Origin of the sequence: Flavivirga aquimarina (assembly GCF_030540835.1) — a bacterium.
Taxonomy (GTDB): Bacteria; Bacteroidota; Bacteroidia; order Flavobacteriales; family Flavobacteriaceae; genus Flavivirga; species Flavivirga aquimarina.
The window spans coordinates 21,698-48,582 of the sequence record NZ_JAUOEK010000050.1 but is presented as its reverse complement, the minus strand read 5'-3'; the positions used below and the strand labels follow the sequence as shown (position 1 = coordinate 48,582).

Here is a 26,885-nt window from a genome sequence, read left to right as displayed (position 1 = left end):
TTTGTTTTCTAAATTATTTTTTAAGACTGCTATTTATATCTTTAACACACTTTTTTATACCATACTTTACGATTTTATTATAGGCTCTTTCATAAGCTTCCACAAATTGACTTGATTCTTTCAATACACCAAAAACAGACTCTAGTTCTAGAAATAACTTTGGATTGTTTATTGACATTAATGCTTTTTGCTTTAATTCATCCTTCATAGCGTCTGAGATTTCTAACAAATCTCCATTTTCATTTAGCCCTTTATTATATATCGCCCATGCTGCTATTACTAATGCTGAATAGCTAAATTCGCCCTCATTTGAAAGCTGATATTTAACTGTAGGCAATAGAAACTTGGGGATTTTCGCAGAACTTTCTGAGCAAATGCGAGTGACTTGATCTTTAATATTTTGGTTGCCGAATCGTTCGATTAAAGATGCTTTGTAACTTTTAAGGTCTATACCCTTTAATTCACCAAGTGATGGGGTAACTTCTTTATCCATAAAAGTAATCAAGAATGTTTTAATATCTAAATCATTGACTACTTCGTCTATTGTATTGTAACCTACTAATGCTCCTAGTATACCTAGCACTGAATGTCCGGCATTTAGTAAGCTCAATTTCATACGCTCATAGGGTGCTACATCGCTTACAAACTGCGCACCTACTTCCTCCCATGCTGGTCTTCCTGAGCTGAAATCATCTTCTATAACCCATTGCAGAAAAGGTTCGCAAACTACAGGCCAATCGTCTTGAATGCCTGTTTTATCTTTTAATAATTCAATATCATCTTTTGTTGTTACTGGCGTAATACGATCTACCATGCTGTTGGGAAATGCTATATTAGAATTTACCCATGCTACCAAATCTGGTTCTGCCTTTTTTATATAGCTTAATACCATCTTCTTGGTAACATGTCCATTCCCTTGAATATTATCGCAAGACTGAATTGTACAACCCTGTGTGCCTCTTTCTTTTCTTAGCTTAAAGGCTTGAGCCAGATATCCAAAAATAGTTTTGGGTGCATCGGGATGTGTTAAATCATGCTGTATGTTAGGATTCTCAAAAATGAATTCTCCTGTAGCTTCGTCGTAGTTATAACCTCCTTCTGTGATGGTAAGACTGATAATTCTGGTGTTTGGATCAGCCATTTTCTCTATCACTATTAAAGGATTGTTAGGAGCGAACAGGTATTCGACAATAGATCCGATAACTTTTATGGATAAACTACCATCCAATTCTTTAATCATGACAGTATACAATCCATCTTGATTTTTTAATACTTGATATATTTTATCATCAAAAGGCAATAATGCAATTCCACAGATACCCCAATTATGGTGTCCGCCTTTTTCAAGAAGTTCGTTGGTATAATAAGCCTGATGTGCTCTATGAAAACCTCCAATACCTACATGTACAATTCCTGCATTAACTTTACTTCTATCATAGGTTGGACAAGAAACTACTTCTGCAATCTGCGAGAGGTTTTCTTGATTTAGTGGAATAGGTTTATCCATTATTCTTGTTTTTTATTTCTTCTTTGCATTGCCCAATAGGCTGTTATAAAATAAACGATAGTGCATATAAAGGCATATTGATAAAATGTCTCTCTATTTGATGTATATACTATTTCATCAGGGCTAGCGAACATTGTTATACCTGCCAAAACCAAAGTAATTCCTAATACCAGTATGGCAATCCCTTGAAGGAGTTTTGTAAATATTGAATTGTCTTTTATTAAAATTGGTTCGGTTTCTGCCTGTTGCTCTTGATATTTTTCAATGTTTTGGTTACGAATTTCTTCTTGCTTTTCTTCTTCAGGGTATTTATCCTTCGCTCCGAATTTTGATGCTAAAAGGGTGTAAATTAAAATTGTAAAGATCCAAGTAGGGATGAACAAATAATAAAATGACATGACATTTAAAAAGTCTAATCCAAATCCAAAGATTAAGCCAAGACCCCATGAGGTAATTGCTGGTGTGCTAGTGGTGAGTTGACGATACGACGACCAGTAACGGGTTAATCCGATTCTTGGAAAAATCTGGTGTTCAGCAAAAACAATGGCTCCTACTGGAACTACCAATAATCCTGCGTAAGTTAATAGTGGAAGTATTTGTGTGAATACAAAAGGAAAACAGGCAACGATTACCGTAACCAAACCTACCACCAATGTGGTTGTTTTTCTTGAATATTGTGTAAATATAGCTTGTGCTGCTAAACCAGCGCGATAGAGATTAGCGTTCGCTGTGGTCCAACCTGCAACGATTACAATTACAAACCCAGACCATCCCAAGGCGTAATAAGCTACATCTCCCGGATCTAAAGCTACAATGGATTTCCCAACGAGTACTGCGGTACCTGCTCCCATAATTCCTGCGGCTATCCATGCAATATAATGTCCGAACAACATACCTGAGCTGGTTGTCCATCCGTAAGTTTTCTTTTTTGCATAGCGAAACAATGCCATGTCAATCAATCCAAAATGGGTTATGGTATTGGCTGCCCAAGCAAAACCAATAACTTCTAATAGACCTATGCCAGATTCTCCGTTACTATTAGTACCTGTCCAAATAGATTGGTTGCCGATAGCCATAAAATCTTCCCAGCCTCCTAACATGCTCTTGCCTATTACTTCTAAAGATAAGGCTGGCATGAGTACCAATGCTCCACTAGTAAACATAACAAACAACCAAGGCGCACAGATTCCTGAAAATTTAGAAACTGCATTAAAACCAAAAATAGCAACGAAAACCACTACAATACCAACAATAAGAACTACTAATACAAACCATAAATTGGTAGGATACCAATTTAATTGGGCAGGAATATCGAAAGCAAAACGTACCGCCGTTGACGATACGGTTATCATTGCTGCTGATATGACTGTAAAAATAATAACGTTCGCCCAATTATAGAGCTTGGTCATTTTATCGCCAGCAATTTTGTTTAAATAAGTGTAAAGACTCATACGAGTCTCAACCGCAATAGGAGTCGTTATTAATGACCAACTTAATATGGCTAATATATTACCTATTAGTAACCCCAAGAGAATATCCATGGTTTTTGCTCCTAGTGCTACAAAAGTGGCACCAATAACAAATTCGGTTGCTGCTACATGTTCACCTGCATATAGTCCTAAAAAATGAGTCCACTTGTGTAATTTATGCTTAGCGATTGGCAATTGTTCTTCATTCAGGTCTTCGAAAACTTGCGGTGCTTTTTCAATATCCATAGTTTATTCTTCTTTTATGATTCGTTAGTGCTTTTAAGATTTGCTAAATCTAAATTGGATTTATTATCTAAATGATATATGATGCTCAACAGTGGATTAATTATTTTAAAACTGTTCTCATCTTTTTAGTTTTCATAATGAATGGCTATTTGATATTTTTTATAATCTCGCCAATGAAAATCTATTTTTTAAAAACCGTATAAGAAGGTATTATTCATTAAAATTGGTCTTAGTTCTTTATTAGTTTAGGGTGTTTTTATTAAACGTCTAAATAACGTTTATAATTCAAATATAAATTATTTTTAATGAAAACAATATCATTTTAAAAAAAATAATCAAGTTTTTTATAATCGCTCTTTATAATTTTATATTTGCCCTTATGAATCCTAAAATAATTCCAAATATTTCTGTAGACTGCGTCGTCTTTGGATTTAATATTCGCTCAAAATCTTTAAATGTTTTACTTATAGAACGAAAATTAAAATCTAAGGACAGTAATGAGCTAATCATTGATGACTTTAAATTAACAGGATACCACATGTTTGAGAATGAGACTTTAGATCAATCTGCTTCTAGAGTTATGAAAGAATTAACGGGTCTGGATCATTTGTATAAAAAGCAATTTAAGACCTATGGAAGCCCTAATAGACTTATGAACCCTAAAGATATTATTTGGGCAGATAGTGAAAATTTTAATTTACGAACTCTTACTGTCGCTTATTATTTTCTTATTTCTACCAATGATGTGAATTTAGAAAACAGAAAATATAATCCGCAATGGTTCCCTATTCTAAACCTTCCGGAATTAGGCTTTGACCATGAGCAAATAATTGCTGAAGCTCATGAAGACTTGAAATTAAAATCTTTACATGAGCCTTTAGTTTTTAAATTACTACCTAACAAGTTTACGATTAACGAATTACAAAATTTATATGAAGCGGTATTAGGTATTGAGATTGATAATAGAAATTTTAGAAGAAAAGTAATTAAAAAAAAATACATCATTGCTTTAAATGAAAAACAGGTAGGTGTTTCGAAAAAACCTGCACAGCTTTATACTTTCAGCATGGATATTTATAAAAAGGCTGACGAGAAAAGTTATTTGATAAACATATAAAAAACCTCAACTAGAAAGATATTTAATACGCTTGGTCTCTAAAGCCAAATCTGATTGGTTATTTTTTTATTGTTTTAAACAACTCTTCAATTGGGCTACTATTACTTGTATTTGGCAATGGTATATTTAACAACATGGAAAGTGTTGGTGCAATTTGTGTAATCACATATTTTTTTACAGTTTCTCCTTTTGGAATGTTATGCCCGTACCATAATAACGGCACATGGGTATCGCTTGTATACATAGTACCGTGTGTTGTTCCATATGGTCTTTCTACCATCCAACCGGAATGAAAGTGCATTAAAATATCTCCAGAATTTTCTAAATAAAAACTGTTATTAATTACGTTTTGTATGTTGTTTTTATACAAACTGCTCTCTGGTACATTTGGTGTAAAAACGGCTTTAACTCCTTTTATTGTTTTTAAAAAAGAGGCCGCTTTTTTAATTATTAATTCTTTAGGGGTTGTCATTTTATTAAAATAGACCTGAGTTTTATCGATAAAAGCAATATAGTCTGATTCTCCAAATTCTCTGGACAAATAGGTGTTCAGCTCTTCTTTTATCTTCTTTGGAGAATAAAATTCACCAGGTAATCTAGATTGTTTTAAAAAATGGGGGTTATCACTTGCTCCATGGTCTGCTGTTAAAAACAAAGTATAATTGTTAGTACCCACTTCTTTATCTAATGTTTTTAAAAGCAAAGCTATTTCGCGATCCATTCTAACATAGGTGTCTTCTACTTCTTTGGATCTAATTCCAAAATAATGCCCTAAGTAATCTGTAGCAGAATAACTTATCGTTAAAAAATCGGTTTCTTTTCCTTGTCCTAAATTTTCTTTTTTAATAGCCTCTGCAGCTAATTGAGTTATTAATGTATTTCCATAAGGTACTTCTGCAAGTAGCTTAAAGTTACCATTATCTTTTCTAAGTTTTTTTAAGTTATATGGTAAGACAGGTATTTCTCTTCCTTCATAAACCTTTTCAAAAGTTGCATTATCTACTCCACTTTTTATGTATTTATCTATGGGCAAAAAAGTGTTCCATGTAAGATTTAATAAAGAATCTGCTTTATGTTTGTTATTAAATGCTATGAGCCATTCTGGAAGTTGCTTTGTATAGTATGTACTTGATACAAAATTTCCGTTTTCAATATTATACCAATATGCTGCATCTGCCAAATGACCTGCTGGAAAAATAGCGCCTCTATCTTTTAATGATATACCTATAATTTTAGATCTGCCGTTGCTAAATAATTTTAGCTCATCTGTAATGGTTGTTGTTTTTAAATTTCTTGGTGATCTATTTCCTATTGTAAAATTATGTGTTTGCTTTTTATCGGAATCTACCAATGTTACTGTTGTATCAACTGCACAATAGGTCATTTTTTTTAACGCACGATCATACCAATCATTATTTACAATACCATGATTTTCTGGTGTTGTTCCTGTATAAATGGAAGCGTGTCCAGGCCCTGTAGCGGTTGGTATATAATTGTAGTGTGTGTTTTTTACATTAAATCCTTCTTTTAATAGTCTTTTAAAGCCTTCTTCTGAATAATTATCTTGAAAACGGTATAAGTATTCTGCTCGCATTTGGTCTATAACAATGCCCACTACTAATTTTGGTTTCTTTTCCTGTTGGGCATACAAAACATTAAGACTAAGAAAACATAGTATAAAAAATAATCTCATTCGGCTGGTATTGTATTAATTATGTAATCCTTTTTTTCTTAAATATTCTAATACTATTTGGGGTCTATCTGTTTGGATAATCGTTGTACCTTGATCTAGTACCCAACCTAAATGCGTATCTGGGTCTTCTACTATTTTCTCATCGGTATGCCCAGCGCTATGAAAAGGCTCTAATGTATTCATCCATAACCACAAGCCTTCACTTTTTGCATTAGGTATCATTTGCAACAAAGAATCTTGTTCTGTTAATGCTCTTGTTTGTAGAATTACAGATTGGATATTCTTCAAAAAGGTTTTTAAATATTTTTCAGGTCCTTTAGTATCGTGTTTTATTTTGGGCATGTAGAGCACACTATCAATCAAGCTACCTGAAAGATTTTTTAGTTTTTCATAGGGATAATAACTACTAAAAATAGCTTGGTCTAAGGTTTTTGTTTTTTTCAAAAGAGCATAAACTAAAGGGATATGGTCTTCTCCTTTATCTATATTAATAAGAATTTTTCCTTTTACCTTTTTTAGAGCTTCCTCTAATGTGGGTATATTTCTTCCTGTTAAATCATCTATACCATCTTTTAATTTACATTTTGATATAGATGCATAGGTATGGTCTTTAACTAGACCTTTACAATTTGTTGTACGGTTTAATGTTTTGTCATGCATTAAAATAGGAATATTATCTGCTGTTACCGCGATATCAATTTCAACAATATCTACACCCATTGCTATAGCCATGTCTATAGATTGTAATGAGTTTTCAGGGGCATTGCGCCAATCTCCTCTATGGGCTGCTACCATGACGTAATTGTCTATTGGTTTTTGTAGCATTTCTTTTAAGGAAGCAAAAGAGCTTGTATTGGTGGCGTTTAAAATGTCATGATTGGGAAGATTTTTAATTTCTAAATATTTCTTGGCATAACGGAGTCCTAACAAACGTTGAGATTTGCTATTAAAATGATGTTCATCAAAATTGGTGAGCCCGTCTGAAGACACTAAAAAAGCATTAGGTATGGTTGCTTCTATTTTTGAAATCTCATTGCGTATGTGTTCATATTCTGGGTTCCAGAATCCTAATTGTCCACATATAAATGGAAGATCTGGGCTGTTTAAATCTGCTCTGTAGTCTGCGATAAGTTTATTTAGATTTGGAAGGTATGTTTGATAATTATTTCTGTTAGATTCGCCTTGATGCCACACAATAGCCTCTAATGTTGCGGATGGTTCTTTTTGTTGTGCATGCTTTATACGGTCAATTGTTTTTTTGTAATACGCTGTAGAATCTCCTTTCATAAAACGCTCAATAGCTGTTCCTCCCCTAGCGTTTACTATTAGTAGAATAGAATCTTTAGGGTATGCTCGATGTATTGCTTTTGCAAAAGAATATACGGGGCCTAAACGTTGCCGATAGGTTTCTTTTTTAATATTTGAATGCAGGTTTAATGGATTGTGTGCTGGAATAAAATCGCCTTCATTATTAAGTAAATAGACATTAGGTATTTTTTTAAAATCTACTTCTTCTATTGCTGCTCTTCCAGCCATATTAGATTGGCCTGTAAAAACGAATAGTTTTTTTTGTGCATTTACGTTTTGTTGTAGAAATAGAATCGTTACTATGATAATTCTAACTGAATTTTTATATATTCTACTTAGTAAGTTATTTAAAAGCATATATCCTTTACTATAATTATTTATTAATTTTATTAAACTAAGTGCCTTTTTACTGGTTTAACAAAGTGTAAGCAAGTATTTATTACTCTTTATAACCACAGCTCATTAATGCTTCCAGTTAATATTTTTTAACTAACCCTATTCATTAAAAAAATGGTTCTTAAAAATAAGGAGGGGTATCTATTTTAATTTTTTGTCTAGCTCTATTTATGAAATGCTGCTTTGTAATAATAACAAAGCAGCATTAAAAACTAATTAAACAAACAAAACTTTAAAAATTAATTATAACCGGGATTTTGTGGCAACAAATTAGGGTTTGCTTCAAGCTCTATTTGAGGTATCGGCAACAATTCATTTCTATTGGGGGTAAAACCTCTATCAACAAATTCAGCTTCTTCAACTATATCATTAATGACATCAGCAATACCTAGCGTAGCTAAATCGAACCAACGTTGCCCTTCAAATGCTAATTCTACTCTGCGTTCGTGAATAATCTCGTTTCTTAAATCTCCTTGTGAAAGACCTACTAATGCAGGCAATCCAGCTCTATCTCTAACTAAATTTAGTGGTGCATGACCATCTGCATTGGTTTCATTCAATGCTTCTGCCTGCATCAATAATAAATCTGCATAACGCAGCACAGGTACATCTAATGTCCCTAGGTTAAAGGTTGAAGAAAAGTCGGTAGAAATAAACTTATAAAGAAATAAGTTTGTAGCAGTTCCTGGTGAGTTAGCTCCAACAAAACCGCCTACATCTGTACCATTATAAGTTAAACCATCGAAAGTAAGGCCTTCGTGCATCACGTTAACACTTAACCTAGGGTCTCTTCCTACAAATGTATTATCAGCCGGGTTGTAATCTGAACCGTCTGCATAGTCGAAAGTATCTGCAAAGTTTTGGTGCACATACATAAGTAGCACTCCTGCTTGCCACGAGTATCTTTCTTGATAAGAGTTTGATAAGTCAATAGAATTATATTTTACTGAAAAAATATACTCAGAATTTGATTCTCCATTTTCGGTAAATAATGATTTGTAATCATTTTCAGGAGTATCTGTATCTACTAAAGTATGTCCTCCACTATTAGCAGCTGCTATTGATGCGTTGATTGCACTAAGAGCCTCTGACCAAGTTTTATTACCAAATCTAGCTTCATATAGCATCACTTTTGCATGCAAACCTAGAATCGCCTGTGATGTTAATCTGCCATCTGAAGATGTTGCTCCTAAAACAGTTGCGACATCAGCAAATTCAGCTAGAATAAAATCAATAATGGTATCACGGTTTGTTCTATCTATTTGCAAAGATTCATCTCTACCTATAGAAGTTGTTGTAAAAGGTACATCGCCAAACAAGTAAACCAATCGCATATATGCTAAAGCGCGTAACCCTTTTGCCTCTGCCTTAATTAATTCTAAATCAGAATTAGATATTCCTTGTATTCCATCTGCGTTATCTAATAATAAATTTGCGCGTTGTATTAAAACATAAGGATCTTGATAAAGGCTTATAAATGTACGTGAAACTTCAACTTGATTACCTGCTGCAAAAGTTGCAAAATCTGGCGCAAAAGTATCATCGACTATGCAATTATCACTCAAACCATCTAACAGCACTTGTTCTCCATACATACCTTCAAGTTGTAATGCATCATAGATACCATACAAACCTGCATTTAAATTTTCAACTGATGTATAAAAACTATCAGCATCAACAGAATTTATAGGCACTAATTCTATATTATCATCACATGACGCTGTGGTAATAAGCATCAGTAATACGTATATTTTTATTATTAATTTCATAATATGTCTTTTTTAAAATTTTAAGTTAACTCCAAGTGTCACAACTTTAGCCTGTGGTAATGTAGCAGCAAAGTGATTGGTGAATGCATTTCTTTCAGGATCTAAATCATCTAATTTTGAATTAGTCCATAAATTTTGCCCACTTAAATAAATCCTTAAATAATCAACAAATAATTTCTCTGCAAGCTTTTCTGAAATAGTATAGCCAACTACAATATTCTTTAATCTTAAATATTGTCTATCAATTATCCAATTAGAGGTTTGTGCAAGTTGACCAACACCTTCAATAGTGTTTCCATTCCAACCATCTCTGTCAACAAATATTCTTGGTACCGTATTGCTTCGGTTTTCCTCAGTCCAACCGTCTAACCAATATTCTCTTAAACCTGAATGCCCAAAATTACCTGTATATCTATTTACTAATGAATTTGCAGTACCAGTACCTTGGAATAGCATACCTAAATCCCATCCTTTATATTCAAAATCAAAACTAAAACCATATATCCATTCTGGGTTTGGATTACCTATTACAGCCATATCGGCTTCGTTGATTGCGCCGTCATTGTTTTGATCGGTATATTTAATATCTCCAGGTCTTGGCGTATTACTTCCTAACCAGCTAAAGTCTAAAGGCTCTAGTAAATCGCCATTAGTATCAAAATCTTCTACTTGGTAGATACCTCCAAATTCATGACCGAAAAAAGAATTAATAGCTTCTCCTCTAATCCACCAACCTTGACCTACTCGTCTTCGATCGTCTTCGCCAGATAAACTAGGATCTACAGAAGTTACTTTGTTCTTAACGTGCGTTAAATTTAAACCAGCTGACATTTTGAAATCGTCAATATTATGACGTAGATTAAGGGTTAAATCAAATCCTTCATTTTCAATTGAAGCTGCATTCACTGATATATCAGAATCAATTCCTGAAGTAAGTGGATTGGCTAAATCTGTTAATATTCCTTCACTTTCTTTAAAGAAATAATCTGCTTCTAGAGACACTTTTCCACCAAAAAACTTAAGATCGATACCAATATCTGTAACTGTGGTTTCTTCCCATTGTAAATTTGGATTCCCTAGTTTATTTAAAGATGCGCCAGATACTCCATTATAATCAGATCCTAAAAGAACTTCTGATGCGAATGGGTACAAGTTTGTACTTTGAACACCTAATCTCCCCCACGATCCTCTTAACTTTAGATGGCTAAGAAACTCACTTTTCCAAAAATTTTCATTAGAAATTACATATCCAGCAGATATACCCGGGAAAGTAGCCCATCTATTCTCTGAACCAAATCTTGAAGACCCATCTCGTCTAATATTTGCTTCTAGTAAATATTTATCTTTGTAGTTATAGTTTAATCTCCCAAAAACTGACTGTAAGCCCCATTCTCCATCATAATTATTTAAATCTACAGCTTCTGTACCATTACCTACTTTAACCAACGAAGTTGATCCAAACCCTTTTTCGAAGGTTGCAGTTCTTCTAATTTCTGAGGTTTCTTGGTTAGCACCAACTAGAAAATTAAAATTATGATCTCCAAAAGATTTTTCATAATTAGCTTGTAACCAATTTGTTCTATTATATATTGTCGATTCTCTAGTAATTAACAAACTACCTTCTTCTCGAAGTGCCGATCTATTACCAAATCTGTCATATTGTTCGTGCTCTAAACGTGTATCTTTATATGATTCTTGTTGAAAGTTTATCGCAGATGTATACCTAAACTTAAGACCTTCAATGGGTTCATATTCAATAAATGCATTTCCTAAAAACTCATTTCTATCAATATCAACCCACTGATTATCAATTAATGCTTGTGGGTTATGACGTTGCGATCTTGTTGATTCACCACCTGTACCTCCATATCGTCCAAGATCATCATAAACAAACCCATTTGGCGCACTCACGTTAAGTATGGTAAATAAAAAGCTTCCTTTGTTTCCATCATTTGAAAAACTAGGAATTATTCCTTCTCCTTCAGGTATACCACGTTGGGTACTATTAGCTGGTGCATCATTTTTAGTTGCTTGTCTGTTATCACTATTAACAAAGGATAACGATGTACCTATTATAATTTTATCATTTAATTTAACATCTAAATTTAAACGGGTGTTTAATCGTTTTAAATAATAACCTCCTTCTAAAAAACTATCTTGATCTAAATAACTTGTAGACCAACGGTACTTAACATTTTCTGTCCCGCCTGAAATTGATAAATCGTGATTTTGTATTGAACCACTATTAACATAATCATCTAACCAGTCTTTAGACCCTAAAGCTGAAATTTCATCAATCAATTCTGGTGTAAAAGAATGATTTCTACCAGAATAAGCAGCAGCTTCAACATAGGTTTCTAAATATGTTCTAGTATCTGTTACCGTATTTGCTAAAACGGTTGGAGAGGTTATACCGTAAGAAGAATTAAAAGTAATTGATGGCGCCCCTGTTTTTCCTCTTTTTGTGGTAATTAATATAACACCATTTGCCGCTCTTGTTCCATAAATAGCCGCAGAAGCTGCATCTTTTAATACGTTAATAGTTTCAATATCGTTTGAATTGATACTGTTTAACGGGCCTTCTATACCATCAATTAAAACTAAAGGATTTGAGTTGTTTAAGGTACCTATACCTCTTACACTTATTGATGCGTTGTCATTACCTGGTTCTCCAGAATTAGTATTGATTTGAACTCCTGAAGCTATACCTTGTAATGCCTGTGATCCTTGTGTAATTGGACGTTTATTGATATCGTCACCTTTTACACTTACTACAGATCCCGTAAGGTTTACCTTTTTTTGCGAACCGTAACCAACTACAACGATTTCTTCTAATTTCGCTGAGTCCTCACTTAAACTAACATTAATTGTTTTTTGCCCATTTACAGAAATTTCACTTGTTAAAAAACCTAAATAGGAAATAACGAGTATAGCATTTTCATCGGTGACTGTCATTGAAAAATTTCCATCAAAATCGGTCTGTGTACCGTTTTTTGTTCCTTTTTCTATGATGTTTGCTCCTGGTAATGGTTGTCCATTTGCATCTGTAATTGTCCCTGTAATACTTATTTCTTGTCTATTATCTTCTTTTTTAACTTCTGAAGACTTTAAGTTTAAGTCTTCTACTGTTATTTTTTTAACTCTAAGTGTAATTTGTTTGTCTAAAACCACAAATTCGATATTAGAATTAGCAAATAATCTTTTTAAGACTTTTGAGATAGGTTCTTTTTTTACTTTTAAAGAAACCTTTTGTTTATAATCTACCTCATTATCGAAATAGAAAAATTTAAATTCTGTAAGAGATTCAATTTTATCCAGTACATTTTCTACACTTACATTTTCAAGGTCGAGGGTAATCTTCGTTTTTTGACTATATGACTCGTTAGCCTGTAGTTGAAATAACGCTACAATTATTAAGAGTGTGGTGAGTTTCATCTTTAAGTCAAATTTTAATGAAAAAGAAGCGAACTCCCTTAACTTAAATACTTTTTTCATATTTTTGTTATGTATTATGTGGTTAATTAATTTAATCACTATCTTATTAATTGGAAGATGTTCCTAGCATCTTCCTTTTTTATTAGCCTAAAAAAATTGAAATAATGTTGTTTTTAAAGGCAAATAAAAATTAAGTGATATTCTTTTTTAGTTTGTTTGTTTTAATTCATAGGCAAGTTGTTTTAATAGTTAATTAATTATGATTTGATTATTATTAATAGAATAATTTATATTGTAACTAACATTCAATATTTCGAAAATATTTTCAATAGTCTCTATATCGAAACTAGCAGTAACAAATTTTTCTCCTAATTCTTTGTTATTATTTATTATAACGACATCATAATGGCGTTCTAATTTTTTTATGATGTTTTTAAAAGGAATATGCCTAAATACAATTTTACCGTTAATCCAAGCAGTATGCATTTCTATATCTGCTGCTTCTACAGCTATTTGATTATTTTGTTTTTGCCATGCAGCTTTAAAACCTGGTTTTAGATTTGTTGCAGTTTTAGAATTGTAGGTATTTCCTTTTTGATAAACATCTACAGAACCTTCTACTAAAACAGTACTTATTTTACTATCTTCTGTATACGAAGACACATTAAACTGTGTTCCTAAAACCCTTATGTTTACTTCATCTGCATTCACTATAAATGGGTGTGATGCATCTTTAGTTACCGAAAAATATGCTTCGCCATCTAAGAATACTTGACGATTTTCTCCTTTAATAAACTTTATTGGATATTTTAAGGAAGTTCCTGCATTCAAATGAACATTGGTACCATCTGATAATTGAATTTTAAAACGTTTCCCATATGGAACTTTTAATGTATTATACACTAAAGTTTTTTTATCAATCTTATTGCTATAAATTAATTGATTTCCTTCATGATTACCAACTATGTTTCCATTTGCATCTACAACCTGAGATGTACCGTCATCATTCAAAATCTTTATATCTCCATTTTCTAATTGAAGTGTAATACTTTCTGCAGGAATAATAATTTCTGAAGTTTGTGTAAAATATCCATTTTGATATAAGTAGCCTATTCCTATAAACAGAATAACAACAGCTGCATACTTCAACACATTGAAATACTTATGTAATCTATATACCTTTTTTTCTTTATCAATTAACTCGAGTAGTTTCTTTTTTGAGTCATCAACATCAAACATATCCATATTTAAATCGATTAGATAGTTAATTTTTAAGTACCCTTTAAACAACTCATAGTTTTTAGGATTTTCAAGCCATAGTTCTAGTTCTTCTCTTTCTAAAAGAGTAGCCTGTTTATTAAGGTATTGAATTATTAGCCTTTGTATCTGTTTAGAAATCATCTTTAGGTTTGATATATTACTAAAACACAATAATTTTACACAACCCTAACTTTTTTAGTAACTTTTTTCTATTTTCGCAATATCTCCCCTTCATTATTATCAAATTTATAATATTGTATTTGTTGTTTTTATGAATAATATAGAGTTAATACATAATCTTAAAAAAGGTAATTCTAAAGCATATTCTTTTTTGGTAGACACGTATCATAACATGCTTTGTTCTTATGCTTATGGGCTCACTAACGATCGTGATTTAGCGAAAGATATTGTTCAAAATGTATTTATAAGTATTTGGAGAACCCGCTTAAAACTTAAAGACGACTTTGCTGTTAAAAGCTATTTATACAGATCTGTTTACAATGAATTCCTCAACCAAAATAGAAATTTAAAGTCTGTTGTTCCGTTAGATAAAAAATATATTGACGCATTAAGTTTTGTTGTTGAAGAAGAAGACGAAAAATCGTTAGAAAAACTAATGATTCTAGTAAAACGAGAAATTGAAAACCTACCTACAAAATGTAAACGAACATTTTTATTAAGTAAACAAGAGGGCCTTAGTAATATAGAAATTGCTGAATATTTGAATATTTCTGTTAAATCTGTTGAAGCTCACATGACCAAAGCTTTTGTTAAATTACGAGAAGCTGTTGGTAGTAAAATGGAAGGTGTTTTGTTTTTATTATTTGGTTTAAACATACAAGCTAAGGCTTAAATATTAGATTTTAAGTAATTCTTTAGTATCCTACTTTGACTGGTTCATTATTTACCATTCTTCAGAATTTATTTAAGGCGTTTTAAATTCTTTATACTGAGAAAATACTGGTGTTATAACCAATAAATAAGTGACGACTAAAAATAAAGAATTTTGGTTTTTACTGAAGCAAGTTCAGCATAGGAATGTAATGACAATTTCAACGGAAACCCAGAGGCAGAGCCTAGGAGAATTCTTTTCGATTAAAATATTTCATATTATTTGTTATTAACTGATGATGGCTTTATATCCTCTTTAACAAAAGAACCATCATTCAACTAGTTTTCAGTTAACCACATAAATTCCCCCACCCACCTTTAACATAGTCCTGGTGAAGTCCAGGGGTAGACCTACCATTTTTGATGATTTTTCTTAGTTGTACAATAAGCCCTTCAACCACTTTAGGGTATTCATAATAAAGATTCGTTGTTTCTTCAGGATCTTTTTCCATATCGTAAAGTTCATAGATAGCTTCTTTTGGCCCAGGGTTTATTAATGTTGGCTCCAAAGAACCACCAGAACCACGTAACATATTCAGTTTCCACTTCCCATCACGAATAGCGAAATGACCTAAAACCGAATGGTGAATTACTGCACCTCTTAGATTTTTATTCTGTTTTTCATCTCTTAATATCGGGTACAAACTATAACTATCTTCTCCTGCATTATCTGGAATTTTTGAGGTCTCTGGTGCCAACCCTTGCACGTCTCCATAACCTAGATCATCACATATGATATAAATAATTTAGGTCTGGTCAAATCAAACGTAGACCGAACTGGTTCCTGCTGTTGAGGCTTTTGTCTACAGGAAAAGGCCACTAATAGCAGAAGAAATAGAACTATTTTTTGCATGATTATCTTTTTCAATTGTTTTGTAAGCAAATTGAGTCTGGGCATCTACAGATGATTGAAGTGGCTTCAATCAATCAAGTATAAGCCGATAAATTAATCCTTCATAATATCTAAAAACACTTTTCTTCCATTTTCTTTAATGATTTCAAATTCATCATACAACACTCCTGTGGTAGTATAGGCCTTGTAATTTATTGTATTTGCACTAACATTTATCACCTGATACAACTGCTTATGACTGCCACTTCTAATCATGTTGAACCCATTCAAATCTTTTACATCATAAAACTTTGGGCCTGAAACTGAGACGGTATAAACAGGTCCTTTTTCGTAGACTTCATCATTCCACGTTATCCCTCTGTTGTAACTATGAATATGGCCCTGAAGAGCCATATCTACATCGTATTCTTCCAAAATCGGTTTAAGTTCTTTTAAAAGAATCGTGTCGTTTATTGGTATGTGGTAGGAAATAATTGTCCATTTGTTGGAATTATTACTCAAAATACTGTGAAGCCATTTCTTTTGCTCTTCTCGGTATAAAATGTTTTCCCTAAATAAAGAGGAATTGAGCACTATAAATCTGACCCCCTGATAATCAAAATAATAATCTGTTTCTTGCGAAGATGATGGCCCATTTTCTGGCAGGGTAAATTGCTGAGTCCAATTATGCATCAAATAAATAGGCTCGCCTATAGAATCTCTATAATGCTCATGATTACCCGCTACAGGTACTACAGGTATCATACTATGTATAAAACTTCCTGCTTGAAACCACTCATCCCACTCCCATGCATGGCGATCGTTAATTAAATCACCTGCATGTAAAATGAATCCTGCATCTGGAGCAGAAATAAAAGCTTGTCTTATCGTTCTGCTCCACATAGACTTAAGATTGTTTTGAGCATCACCAAGGTAAATAAAGGAAAAAGCTTCATTCTTATCCGATGCTGTACGGTATTGAAACCACTCACTCCAAATAGTACCATCACCTACCCTAAAGGCATAAAGTGTTTCTGGGATAAGTTCTGAAAAATTGTAGGAGTGATGCAGTGTTTTGTGCCCTTCAAATTCCAGTGCTTCCGTACTTGCTTGATAAGATACACGGTTAGGCATCTCAAAAGGGGCAACTTCATCCTTCATAGCAGTAGCTGAATCAGAAGCAACTGCCAACTCTACCATTGAGGCTACAATGATACTATCAGTTCTCCAAGTAACCGCAAAGGAATATGCCGGATTATCCTTAATACTAATGTTAATCCTATCTGGATGATGTGTAGCGGAATAACCACTTAATTCATGAGAGTGTTGCGCATAAATACTTGATGCTAAAAAAAGATTTCCCAACAGTGAAACGAATAATAAAATCAGATGTTTAATTGGTGTATGCATTAAAATACTAATTATCTATTGATGATTACCCTCTAAGTCTACCTTCTTAGTTCCTTCAAACGCCTTGTCTACATTTTTTTGGATAACGTTTGGAGTATGTTGTTCCGCATCGGTAACGATTTCAAACGACCAAGCATATTGACTAACACCTAAATCTTTGGGTGGTGTTATGGTCAACCCTGCTTCATTAATGACATAACCAACCTTAGCTTCTGATCCTAACAAACGAACAGACTTTACATTTTCCTTTGTCCAACCTTTTGTTCCCTTTAGAACAAATGGTTTTGTTGGTTTGGCTTTTGCGATTGCATATATATTTTTCCCTTTGGTAGTGAAAGACAGCTGTCCTTCTTCTTGGTCATTGATCTTCCAGTATCTACTGCCATATATAGCCCCTCCATTTATCTTTAACCATTCGCCCATAGCTCTTAAACGTTTTTCTTGCTCAGGAACAATGCTACCGTCAGCTTTTGGTCCTATATTGATAAGAAAATTACCATTGCGGCTAATCACCTCCACCATTTCATGGATGACGCTTTCTACAGTTTTATAGGTGTCATTTTCTAAATACCCGAATGATGTTCCAAAGGTGGTACAGCTTTGCCATTTAGGACCAATAACTTTTAATTTTAAATTATCTTTTTCTAAACAACCTACGCCATCAGGCCAGTTACGGTTTTTTCCTTTATTGTTAACATAAACAGCCTGACCTTTAGCTGCCCCCTGGTTCATAAAATCAGTAATCATACCGCGTACCTTATCATCGAAATATTGAATGACTGGTTTGGCTTGACCTTGGCGTACATTGTTGCCGCCTCTAGTATAGATAGGAAAGTCATCCACCCACAACATATCTGGTTGGTACTTTTCTTCTATTTCTTTCCATCGCGCCACATAATCATCGACATATTCTTCTGAAAAACCGAAAGGTCCATACAGAGAAGCGGCTTCTGGCATGTTCTCAATCTCTTTGGCGATATCTGGAATTGGCTGAGCATCAACAACATAAAGCTCTTCAGCAAAAAAAGAGCTATGACGCTCCCGATGGTAGGATGGCGCATATTTTAAACCCTGCTTTCTTACTGCCTTACCTAAATCACCAACCAAATCCCTTTTTGGCCCTTTGTCAACTGCATTCCATGGGGTAAGGTCTGAATCCCAATTGGCCCAACCATCATGGTGCTCTGCTGTCAAAACCACGTACTTAGCACCAACTTCAGCAAAAAGTTCTGCCCACTCATCCGGATTCCAGTTTTCTGCCTTGAATTCAGGAATCATGTCTTTGTAGCCGAACTCTGGTGGGTTAGCCCCCCAACGCGCTTTCACAACAGAGTAATAGTGCTCAGGTTCTCGGTATATCATTTTGGGAACGTGTTCTGCGTAACCTCTACCGCCTTTGCGATAGCCGATTACACTGTAAGGCCCCCAATGGATAAAAATTCCAATTTTACCATCATTGAACCAATCCGGAACAGGCATTTGCTGCAATGATTCCCAACTACCATCGTAGGCTGCGGTAGCTACTTCTTTTTCTTTTTTCTTTGTATTGCATGAACCAAATAAAATCAACATCAAAGATGTTATGAAGAGGTTTTTATACAGTTTATTCATTTTTATAAATTTTTATCGTTTTATCTTATTGTTTAATTATCCCACTTGTCTGTTCTAAAAGGATAGGCAGGTAAGCCTAAAGCATTCACTAAATTAACCTTTGGCTTTCCAGCAAAAGCATAACGTACATACTTTGGATTTTTGAGTTTTGGAGCACTTAAAACCACTTGTTCCTCTTCTATCTTAGCCTCTGCTTTCACCCATTTTTTGTCTTCATTGGCAATCCAAAATGCTGTTGGGCTTTTACCATCTAAAGTTTGTAATTGTGTTGCGTTTTCAAAATGCACAATGATTTTATCTTCTACTAGCTCTACGGATGACATTTTGGGACCTAAAGCCTCTATATTGTCTCCAAGCGTATATTTGGCACCCAATAAAGCGCCTCTTTGCCCGATGGGTAGTTTATCTTTAGGATGCACATTATCAACTTCTCCCAAGTCTATAGTATTGATAACAGAGGTGTGAAGCAATGACAATGTGGCTAACTGAGATTCCCGCATCCATGCCCAAGAAAGTTCAGATGGACTTTCTGGGTCTATTTCTTTCTGTTGATAAGTGCCTTTGCCAAAACCAGGGAGCATTACCACCATAAAATGCATATCTGGATTTCCCCATCTTCCCCTAAGGTTCAATATCCATTTTTGCAATACTTCTCCGTAATCTTTCATACCACATACTTGGTGAAACCATACTCTTTCATCGTATTCTGGAAGACCGCTCATATGTCTGGTATTACGCTCCCCTTGGTACCAAAGCATTCCCCTTACTTTAAAGGGAATTAAGGGGTGAAGCATGGCGTTATATAATATACTAGGCTGTCTCCTTAGATAGATATCTTCTTTTGTCTCCCAGTCTCCTTGCTTTTCTAGAATTTTCCCAATCTTCTTTATACGAGTCGTGTCTTTTGAGAAATCCTCCATTATTTGGCTGAAGTGCGGAACATCTTCAACCATATCATAAGGCATCCATGCTTCTAATGAGGAACTTCCCCAAGAAGTATGAATAATGCCAACAGGAACATCTGCTAAATCTTCTAAAAAGTAGGCAAAGGAAAATGCCACAGCACTTGAGGGATGCACTGCCTTCCATTGACCGTTCATCATGGATTTCTCTTTAAATGAAACAGATCTTTCTACTTCAAAACTTCTGATATTTTTCACAAAAGGAACCAAACCTCTAACCTCTGGAATCTTATCAGTTTCCCATTGCATATTGGACTGTCCAGAGCATATCCATACTTCTCCTACCACTATATCTGTAAGAATCTGCTCCGTTTTTCCTTGTATGACCATGTCTTTTCCTATAGTAGATACTTCTATAGGGTCTAAGTATACCATCCAATTTCCGGCTTTATCTGATTTAGTTGCCTTTATTTGTCCTGCAAAAGAAACAGTGATTTTTTGCTTTGCGGCACTTTTTCCCCAAACGGGAAGTTTTTCGCCTCTTTGTAAGACCATATGGTCACTAAAGATAGATGCCACTTGAAGGTCTTGAGCATGCCCTATTGCAGCTATAAAAAGTACTATGAATAGTTTAATTAACCTCATTGTGTTGATGTAAAATCCATTATTGTAAATTGATTACAGTTTAGCAATATTAAAACCCCCTCATTTTTCTTTCTTCCTTTGCCAACTCTCTTAAATGTGCTACTTCTTCGGGATTGGTTTTGTCTTTCCAAGCTAGCAATACGGGTACTCCCCATCCTTCCTTTTCGAAATCAGCCTCATCATTATACGTTATCATTTGTTCTTTCAAAAGCAACTCCATAGTTGCTAACTGCTCTGAAAACTGCATATCATTGGCTAGGTTTTTTGTTTCAAAAGGGTCTTCTTTCAAATCAAATAATTGTGTTGTAACCGTATTATCAACATTATATTTTATGATTTTATACCGGTCATTTCTGGCGGCTCTTTGAAAGTTTTTATAGCAGTGAAAGGTGGCATCTCGCACAGTCGCATCACTGAGAATCACCTCTTTAAGACTTGCCCCCTCGACTGTAGCAGGTGCTTCTACTCCTGGTCCCATCTCACAGAAAGTAGGATACAAATCAGAAAGATAGGCTAGTGCACTAGTCTTCTTACCCATTGGAATATCTGGTCCTGAAAAGATTAAAGGCACATTGATACTGTGCTCGTACAAGTTTTGTTTTCCTAATAAGCCATGTTGGCCTACTGCTAAGCCATTGTCCCCTGCAAAAACTATAATAGTATTTTCATATAAGTCTTTTTCTTTTAATGTTTGTATGATTCTACCAATTTGCGCATCCAAATGCGTAATCATGGCATAATAGGCTTTGATATTGGCAATAACCTCTTCTGATGTGCGAGGATAGCCTGCCAACCACTCATCTCTAATATCCAGTTCACCATTATCAAATGGGTGTTCTGGCATAAAGTTGGGAGGTAGCTGCACCGTTACATCATCATACATATCAAGATATTCTTGAGGCATTTCCCTTGGGTCATGTGGTGCCTGAAACGCGACATAGGTAAAGAACGGATCTTTACCATTGTAGCCATTTAAAAAGTCTATGGCTGCATCTGCATAAAGTTCTGAAGAATGCTTGGGTGAATGGGGGTTCATTTTATCCGCTTCATAATGTCCTTCTACAGAATAGTTAAAGGTAGGCACGTTGTATTGTCTGTGCATACCTCCAAAAAAGATATTTTTTCCTCCAGAGAAGCTATTGATAAAAGCTTCTTTACCGTTATGCCATTTTCCTATATGATGTGTGGTATAACCAGCTTTTTCCATGGCTTTTGGCATGGTGGTATGGGCACTGTCTATCGTATTTCCGGTTGGGTCAATGTTAAACAAGGCCCTACCCGTCATGAGCATAGCACGACTTGGGGCGCATACGGCTCCATTCATTGCTCCCATGATATAGGCATTTTCAAAGGTGGTTCCCGTTTGTACTAAAGAGTCTAAATTAGGGGTAATCACTTCTGTATTCCCTAGTGCATTGATAGTGAAGTCCCTTTGGTCATCGGCAAACAAAAAAAGGATATTGGGTCTTTTTGAATCCGCTATCTTTTCTTCTTGTTTTTGTTTTTTTGGAGAGTTACATGCTGTAAACACAGTCAATACTAATAAAAACAACTTAATACTTCGCATAATCAATTCTTTTATGTTTATAAATTTTTAGAGCGCCATAACGTATCCTTTTCTCGCTAACTCTTAACTATGTGGTAAATTTATTACTCATAAATCTCCGCTTCGAGTCTTCGATACTTTTGAACCCCTTCAGGATTATTATGCGTACTATTTAGGTTTGTCTTATAAATGTCCACAGCAACATCATTTTCTTGATTGATGCCAGGGGTGCTTCTACCTTTAGCTACATAAGATTCTAGCAGCTTTATCATAGCTTCAACTTTTTCAGGATGCTCATTTATCACATTGTTTTGCTCACCTGCATCTTCCTTCATATTGTACAGTTGCATCTCTGGCAATCCTTCGGCAATAGCTTCTGGACCTACTGGAAAAGAACGGCCTGCCGAACCGGGTGCCAGAAGTAATTTCCATTCGTTTTGGCGAATAGCAAAACGTCCGTTTATTGAATGATGGATGACGTCACTCCTTGGTTCATCTATAACACTGCCTTGAATTGCAGGCAAGAAAGTATAGCTATCTTCTGCCGTCTTATCATTAAAATCTACTGAGAAATACGCTGCAAAGGTTGCCATCACATCCGTAAGGCAAATAAGCTGGTCTGATTGTGTGCCAGCTTTAATTACACCAGGCCACCTCCAAATAAAGGGTACTCTGTGTCCACCATCCCAAAGATCTGCTTTATGGCCACGAAAATTGGCACTAGAAAAATGTCCTTGCTTTTCTAATAATTTCAATTTGGCAAGCTGATGTGTACCATTATCTGCACTAAAAATAACAATGGTATTGTCTGTTAGTCCGTTTCGCTCCAGTGCCTTCATCACTTCACCTACAGAACCATCTGTCTGTGCTACAAAATCACTAAACTCTCCCAGACCACCTTTCCCTTGCCATTCAGGCGCAGGTGCTACAGGACTATGTGGCGAATTTTGCGGAAAGTATATAAAAAAAGGCTTGCCATTTTTTGCTTCTTCTGCTTTTACATCAATTTGTCGAACCACTTCTTGTGTCAAGGTCGGTAGCACATCTACAAAAGGAATTTCTTTTACAATTCGGTCATCTTCAACAATACTGCTCATACTCCCAGAATGGTGAAAACCATAAAAAGAATCAAAGCCTCTCGTAATAGGCCCATTTGGAATATTCGTACCTATTGGAGCTTTGGAATACATATGAGTCTCCGTGTTCTCTTTTGGCTCATCAGCAACTTCAGGAATATTATAATGATAACCTAAATGCCATTTACCTATCAAAGATGTGCTATATCCTTGATCTCTAAACAAGTGGCCCAAGGTCATTCTATCTTCGGTAATTAAAGGATCTTTTCCACCAGTCAAAACACTACTTTGCAATCGAGTTCGCCAATTGTACCGCCCAGTCAACAAAGCGTAGCGAGAAGGTGTACAAACTGATGAACTCGTATGTGCATCTGTAAAAACCATGCCTTCTTTGGCTAGTTGATTAATATTGGGGGTTGGAATTAAACCACGCTGTGGATTGAGCGCCTGCACTTCTCCATAGCCCATATCATCTGCATATATAAAAATGACATTGGGTTTTACTGGCTTTGTAAGCTCTTGTTTTTTTTGCTTCTCCGTACAAGAGAATAGACAAGCTAAAAGTAGCAAACCTAAGAATTTAGAGTTATTCCTCATTTTAATTTATTTTTGATTTTTTTCAACAGTTCAACACTCTTTGCATTCACAAATGGTTGACCTTTAATTACATCTTGCGTTATCAAAATATTGACGGTCACGGGAATATTAGCCGCATCCATTTTTTTGAAATAGTCAATATATTCCTCCTCTGAAAAGGTGGGGCCTTCTTTGGCATTAGCATCACTTCTGATTACTCCATTGTATGGCTCTCTGGGAATCCATGCACCATCCAATACAAATGAGGCATGTTGTTGAATGCCTTCATAGCGTCCTCCATCTTTAAAAAGTCTATCATCTAGTGGGTCGCCTATACTCCACCCCGCGTCACTGGTCTGTAGGTCATTAAAAGGAGAATACTGTGCCCACCAGTGACTGCTGATAGCCACAACAGCATCTGAATTACCCGCCTTCAGTGCCCGATAATATTTTTCCCAAGGCATATTGAGCACATAAGCAGCCACCGACGAATCTATGTAGCCCCACCCGGCGATTTTATTTCTATACCTCAAACTAACCTCCTCAGCAAAATTTATCAGGTATTCAAGCCATTTTTCAGGGGTCTCTTGAATTCCGAGCTTAGCTGCAACTTCTCCTCTTGGAGACATATTATAATAAAGCAGCAACTTTATATCGCGCTTATTTAAGGCATCAGCTAGTTCAGCTATTAAGTCACGCTCGGTAGTTCTTCCTGGCATTACATTCTCAAGTGCTTTAGTTGGTGCCGGAAAATATTGCCCTCCATGACAGGTCGTAAAAGTCACCCAGGATGCACCTGTTTCTTCCACCATATCTGCAAAGACCTCAACATCAAAGTTGTTAACACCCCACTCGAAATTTTTATACGCTTTTTCAGCACCGTATAATGGATAGGTTAGCAAGGACCAATGAATAAACAGCCCGTATTTGCCTTCTATCATCCATGATAAATCCGGCTTTAATTCCTTTGCTCGCTCTTTCATTTTGCTGTAAATCTCTGGTCGTACCAGTACCAAATCCTTGATTGCAATGGAATTTGATGACTTCTTCAAAGTGCCATTTTTCAATTCATCCTCTGCAGCCTCAACTTGCTCCTCAGATATTTTAGAGAAATGAAAAACGATGATGTTTTCTCCTTTTTTCAGAGGTAAACGCTCCTTGAACCAAACCCGATTGCCAGCAACTTTTGTAAATTCATTGTATTGAGTCAAGCCTTTTAATTCAGCCTCTATCATGACACCATTGACCATCAACTGTATTGTACAGTTGGGTTTTACCCCTCCGTTTATTGCACTATGAAATTTTTTACCCGTATGCTGAATGGCTACCAAATACTCAGCTTCTTCAGGCACGTTTACTTTCCAGCTAATTTTGTCATTGGTATCTGTGAAACCATACACCACATCATTATCTTTTTCTGCATTGGCCACATTTTTTAAAGGTGAATATTTAATTGATCCCTCCAAGTTTCCCTGATAGCCCATCAATACATTAAAGTCATCACTCCTTATATCTATGACCTGGCTATCCTGGGCTGATACCATTTGCATGCCTTGAGAGAAGAGTAACACAAGTATGCTTAACTGTAATTTGTTTTTCATCTACCAATTATTTAAAAACTAACTCAACCGCTTCTATCATCGGCTTAGATTCGTTGTCGGTTGTATCATCGAGTATTAGTTCAATTTGAAAACCATAACCATCAGGCAAGTCAGCTAAATCTAGTGCAGCTGGTATTTTTGCTACTTGCTTTGAGAAACCTTCTACATAATCATAGTTTTCTTTTACTTCTTGCCATTTACTCCATTCATCAATTTCACCATCATCATCTGTATCTACGCCTACTCTTACAGTGACGGTTTCTACCCATGGTCCTGGGCTAATAAAGTCATTGGTTTGGCTGATGAGATAAAACTGCCCTTCGGCAAACATGATATCCGGATCGGGGTGCCCCTTTCCTATGGCGCCACAAAAGGTGAACGGTTTATTGATATCAGAAGAAGTAAACCAAGCCGTTTTCATATTTTCTCGACCATGTAAACCCACTGGGTCATAATCTCCAAATAGATAATATTGACCCCCAATAGCTATTGCAGCCCAATCGCCATAGGCTGGCTGCTCTGGCTCATATATTTCATATTTGGCAAAGGCTTTTATATCACCCTTTTTGATTCTATGTTGAGGAATAGCCTCGGTGGCTTCTTTTCCAGGAAAATTCTCAGGGTCTTCCTTGTACCAATGAGGGTGTGGATATTCATCATATTTTCCTGTTGGCTTTGCTCTATAATCCACAGCTGGTTCTACTAATTTAAATCCATTAATACCGTCTTTACTGATGGCATGACTTGCCAATGGCGAATCCCAAGATCTCTTGGAAGCATTTAACGGACTCCAATCTTCAAGAATCAGATGAAAGTTGCCCTCTAAATCTCTAATAATTGCAGCATCAGAACCATCGGAAGGATCCTTAAAGGCGATACCCATTTTCTTCCCCATTTTACCATCGGTCAGGTCTTCGTCAATGATTAAGTGAGGGTCTTGATCATTTGGAAAATCATAGTAGAGATAGGTCTTATCCCCAACTTGTTCTGCAGTGGTCATCCATTTTCCTTCAGCATCAGATACCGAACCATGATGTACCCAGTTGACCATATCATGACTTTGCCATGCATGGTAGCCTCCTAAGCCATCTTCAAGCCCTCCCGATGCATTGAACTGGTTTGAGATAGGGGTGGTCTTAAGCGGTACAGAAAAACCATTCAAGGTTGTATCTTTTGCAACAAAAGTTGTGTTTGGCTCACTATTGTTACGCGAAAAAATCCAATAATTGCCAGGTGATTTTCTCAAAAATATTGGGGCATCTGCCATATTTGGCGTCCCTAATTCAGATGTCTCTGTCCAATTCTCCCAAATTGGAGATTGTACTATTTGCAGTTTTTGAGCAGCACGCTTTTCCGTAAAGTGTTTTATTTTAGTTGTTATTTTTCCAGACTCATTTTTTGGAAATAGTAAGCCCTCATTTATTTCCATATCCTCTGATGAAAGAATATTTTCAATCATCTCTTCTTGGCTCTTAATCTTCCATATCGAATCATTATCGCCCCCTGATTTGGAAGTACAAGCTATACAGACTAATAGTATCAATGCACTAAGTATCTTATTTCTTTCAGAATACATCATTGTTGTTCAAATTGTA

General features: G+C 35.3%; 17 protein-coding genes. 2 read left to right on the top strand and 15 right to left on the bottom strand.

Translation table 11 applies throughout. The features are described 5' to 3' along the window. Positions 1-13 precede the first annotated feature (13 nt). Positions 14-1,507, bottom strand: coding sequence for a mannitol dehydrogenase family protein (locus Q4Q35_RS03040; RefSeq protein ID WP_303276450.1), 1,494 nt, complete (start codon positions 1,505-1,507; stop codon positions 14-16). After that, the gene (locus tag Q4Q35_RS03035) at positions 1,507-3,222 is read right to left on the bottom strand and encodes a purine-cytosine permease family protein (protein WP_303276449.1); all 1,716 of its coding nucleotides are present in this window, start codon (positions 3,220-3,222) and stop codon (positions 1,507-1,509) included. The genes Q4Q35_RS03040 and Q4Q35_RS03035 overlap by 1 nt, the downstream gene beginning before the upstream one ends. A 379-nt stretch (positions 3,223-3,601) precedes the next feature. On the opposite strand from Q4Q35_RS03035, the gene Q4Q35_RS03030 reads away from it, so the two are divergent. Beyond that, complete coding sequence (locus tag Q4Q35_RS03030) at positions 3,602-4,339, top strand: NUDIX hydrolase (RefSeq protein ID WP_303276448.1); 738 nt, start codon at positions 3,602-3,604, stop codon at positions 4,337-4,339. 58 nt (positions 4,340-4,397) lie between these two features. Here Q4Q35_RS03030 and pafA read toward each other — a convergent pair whose 3' ends face one another. The 5 genes from pafA to Q4Q35_RS03005 all read right to left on the bottom strand — a co-directional run bounded on the left by pafA (position 4,398) and on the right by Q4Q35_RS03005 (position 14,341). Next, positions 4,398-6,032 carry an alkaline phosphatase PafA gene (pafA, locus tag Q4Q35_RS03025; protein WP_303276447.1) on the bottom strand — a complete coding sequence of 545 codons (1,635 nt, stop codon included), beginning with the start codon at positions 6,030-6,032 and terminating at the stop codon, positions 4,398-4,400. Positions 6,033-6,047: 15 nt separating this feature from the next. Then, on the bottom strand, positions 6,048-7,697 hold the full coding sequence (locus Q4Q35_RS03020; protein WP_303276446.1) for a sialate O-acetylesterase: 1,650 nt from the start codon (positions 7,695-7,697) through the stop codon (positions 6,048-6,050). A gap of 278 nt (positions 7,698-7,975) precedes the next feature. Beyond that, the gene (locus Q4Q35_RS03015; RefSeq protein ID WP_303276445.1) at positions 7,976-9,505 is read right to left on the bottom strand and encodes a RagB/SusD family nutrient uptake outer membrane protein; all 1,530 of its coding nucleotides are present in this window, start codon (positions 9,503-9,505) and stop codon (positions 7,976-7,978) included. Positions 9,506-9,517: 12 nt separating this feature from the next. Beyond that, positions 9,518-13,000, bottom strand: a complete 3,483-nt coding sequence (locus Q4Q35_RS03010; protein WP_303276444.1) for a TonB-dependent receptor — start codon at positions 12,998-13,000, stop codon at positions 9,518-9,520. A gap of 189 nt (positions 13,001-13,189) precedes the next feature. Continuing rightward, positions 13,190-14,341 carry a FecR family protein gene (locus Q4Q35_RS03005; RefSeq protein WP_303276443.1) on the bottom strand — a complete coding sequence of 384 codons (1,152 nt, stop codon included), beginning with the start codon at positions 14,339-14,341 and terminating at the stop codon, positions 13,190-13,192. Between the two features lie 130 nt (positions 14,342-14,471). Here Q4Q35_RS03005 and Q4Q35_RS03000 point away from each other — a divergent pair, with 130 nt between their 5' ends. Then, positions 14,472-15,053, top strand: a complete 582-nt coding sequence (locus Q4Q35_RS03000) for an RNA polymerase sigma factor (RefSeq protein WP_303276442.1) — start codon at positions 14,472-14,474, stop codon at positions 15,051-15,053. A 328-nt stretch (positions 15,054-15,381) separates the two neighbouring features. Here Q4Q35_RS03000 and Q4Q35_RS02995 read toward each other — a convergent pair whose 3' ends face one another. From Q4Q35_RS02995 to Q4Q35_RS02960, 8 genes are all read right to left on the bottom strand, one after another. Further along, positions 15,382-15,798: an alkaline phosphatase family protein gene (locus Q4Q35_RS02995; RefSeq protein WP_303276441.1), complete on the bottom strand. Its 417-nt coding sequence runs from the start codon at positions 15,796-15,798 to the stop codon at positions 15,382-15,384. Positions 15,799-16,037: 239 nt separating this feature from the next. After that, positions 16,038-17,333, bottom strand: coding sequence for a purple acid phosphatase family protein (locus Q4Q35_RS02990; RefSeq protein WP_303276440.1), 1,296 nt, complete (start codon positions 17,331-17,333; stop codon positions 16,038-16,040). A 15-nt stretch (positions 17,334-17,348) separates the two neighbouring features. Beyond that, a complete protein-coding gene (locus tag Q4Q35_RS02985; protein WP_303276439.1) occupies positions 17,349-18,944 on the bottom strand; it encodes an alpha-L-fucosidase in 1,596 nt (531 codons plus the stop codon). 32 nt (positions 18,945-18,976) lie between these two features. After that, positions 18,977-20,491 (bottom strand): sialate O-acetylesterase family protein, encoded by a 1,515-nt coding sequence (locus tag Q4Q35_RS02980; RefSeq protein ID WP_303276438.1) that lies wholly within the window; start codon positions 20,489-20,491, stop codon positions 18,977-18,979. A gap of 49 nt (positions 20,492-20,540) precedes the next feature. Then, on the bottom strand, positions 20,541-22,058 hold the full coding sequence (locus Q4Q35_RS02975) for a sulfatase family protein (RefSeq protein ID WP_303276436.1): 1,518 nt from the start codon (positions 22,056-22,058) through the stop codon (positions 20,541-20,543). An 83-nt stretch (positions 22,059-22,141) separates the two neighbouring features. Next, positions 22,142-23,710 (bottom strand): sulfatase family protein, encoded by a 1,569-nt coding sequence (locus Q4Q35_RS02970; protein WP_303276435.1) that lies wholly within the window; start codon positions 23,708-23,710, stop codon positions 22,142-22,144. After that, the gene (locus Q4Q35_RS02965; RefSeq protein WP_303276434.1) at positions 23,707-25,290 is read right to left on the bottom strand and encodes an alpha-L-fucosidase; all 1,584 of its coding nucleotides are present in this window, start codon (positions 25,288-25,290) and stop codon (positions 23,707-23,709) included. Before Q4Q35_RS02965 ends, Q4Q35_RS02970 begins: the two co-directional genes overlap by 4 nt. 7 nt (positions 25,291-25,297) lie before the next feature. Beyond that, entirely contained in the window at positions 25,298-26,869 is a 1,572-nt protein-coding gene (locus tag Q4Q35_RS02960) for a hypothetical protein (RefSeq protein WP_303276433.1), read from the bottom strand. Positions 26,870-26,885 lie beyond the last annotated feature (16 nt).

Bases quoted from the DNA above. Each gene is read 5' to 3' on its own strand.
- Q4Q35_RS03040 (WP_303276450.1), bottom strand. From the start codon at position 1,507: ATGGATAAACCTATTCCACTAAATCAAGAAAACCTCTCGCAGATTGCA.
- Q4Q35_RS03035 (WP_303276449.1), bottom strand. From the start codon at position 3,222: ATGGATATTGAAAAAGCACCGCAAGTTTTCGAAGACCTGAATGAAGAA.
- Q4Q35_RS03030 (WP_303276448.1), top strand. From the start codon at position 3,602: ATGAATCCTAAAATAATTCCAAATATTTCTGTAGACTGCGTCGTCTTT.
- pafA (WP_303276447.1), bottom strand. From the start codon at position 6,032: ATGAGATTATTTTTTATACTATGTTTTCTTAGTCTTAATGTTTTGTAT.
- Q4Q35_RS03020 (WP_303276446.1), bottom strand. From the start codon at position 7,697: ATGCTTTTAAATAACTTACTAAGTAGAATATATAAAAATTCAGTTAGA.
- Q4Q35_RS03015 (WP_303276445.1), bottom strand. From the start codon at position 9,505: ATGAAATTAATAATAAAAATATACGTATTACTGATGCTTATTACCACA.
- Q4Q35_RS03010 (WP_303276444.1), bottom strand. From the start codon at position 13,000: ATGAAAAAAGTATTTAAGTTAAGGGAGTTCGCTTCTTTTTCATTAAAA.
- Q4Q35_RS03005 (WP_303276443.1), bottom strand. From the start codon at position 14,341: ATGATTTCTAAACAGATACAAAGGCTAATAATTCAATACCTTAATAAA.
- Q4Q35_RS03000 (WP_303276442.1), top strand. From the start codon at position 14,472: ATGAATAATATAGAGTTAATACATAATCTTAAAAAAGGTAATTCTAAA.
- Q4Q35_RS02990 (WP_303276440.1), bottom strand. From the start codon at position 17,333: ATGCATACACCAATTAAACATCTGATTTTATTATTCGTTTCACTGTTG.
- Q4Q35_RS02985 (WP_303276439.1), bottom strand. From the start codon at position 18,944: ATGAATAAACTGTATAAAAACCTCTTCATAACATCTTTGATGTTGATT.
- Q4Q35_RS02980 (WP_303276438.1), bottom strand. From the start codon at position 20,491: ATGAGGTTAATTAAACTATTCATAGTACTTTTTATAGCTGCAATAGGG.
- Q4Q35_RS02975 (WP_303276436.1), bottom strand. From the start codon at position 22,058: ATGCGAAGTATTAAGTTGTTTTTATTAGTATTGACTGTGTTTACAGCA.
- Q4Q35_RS02970 (WP_303276435.1), bottom strand. From the start codon at position 23,710: ATGAGGAATAACTCTAAATTCTTAGGTTTGCTACTTTTAGCTTGTCTA.
- Q4Q35_RS02965 (WP_303276434.1), bottom strand. From the start codon at position 25,290: ATGAAAAACAAATTACAGTTAAGCATACTTGTGTTACTCTTCTCTCAA.
- Q4Q35_RS02960 (WP_303276433.1), bottom strand. From the start codon at position 26,869: ATGATGTATTCTGAAAGAAATAAGATACTTAGTGCATTGATACTATTA.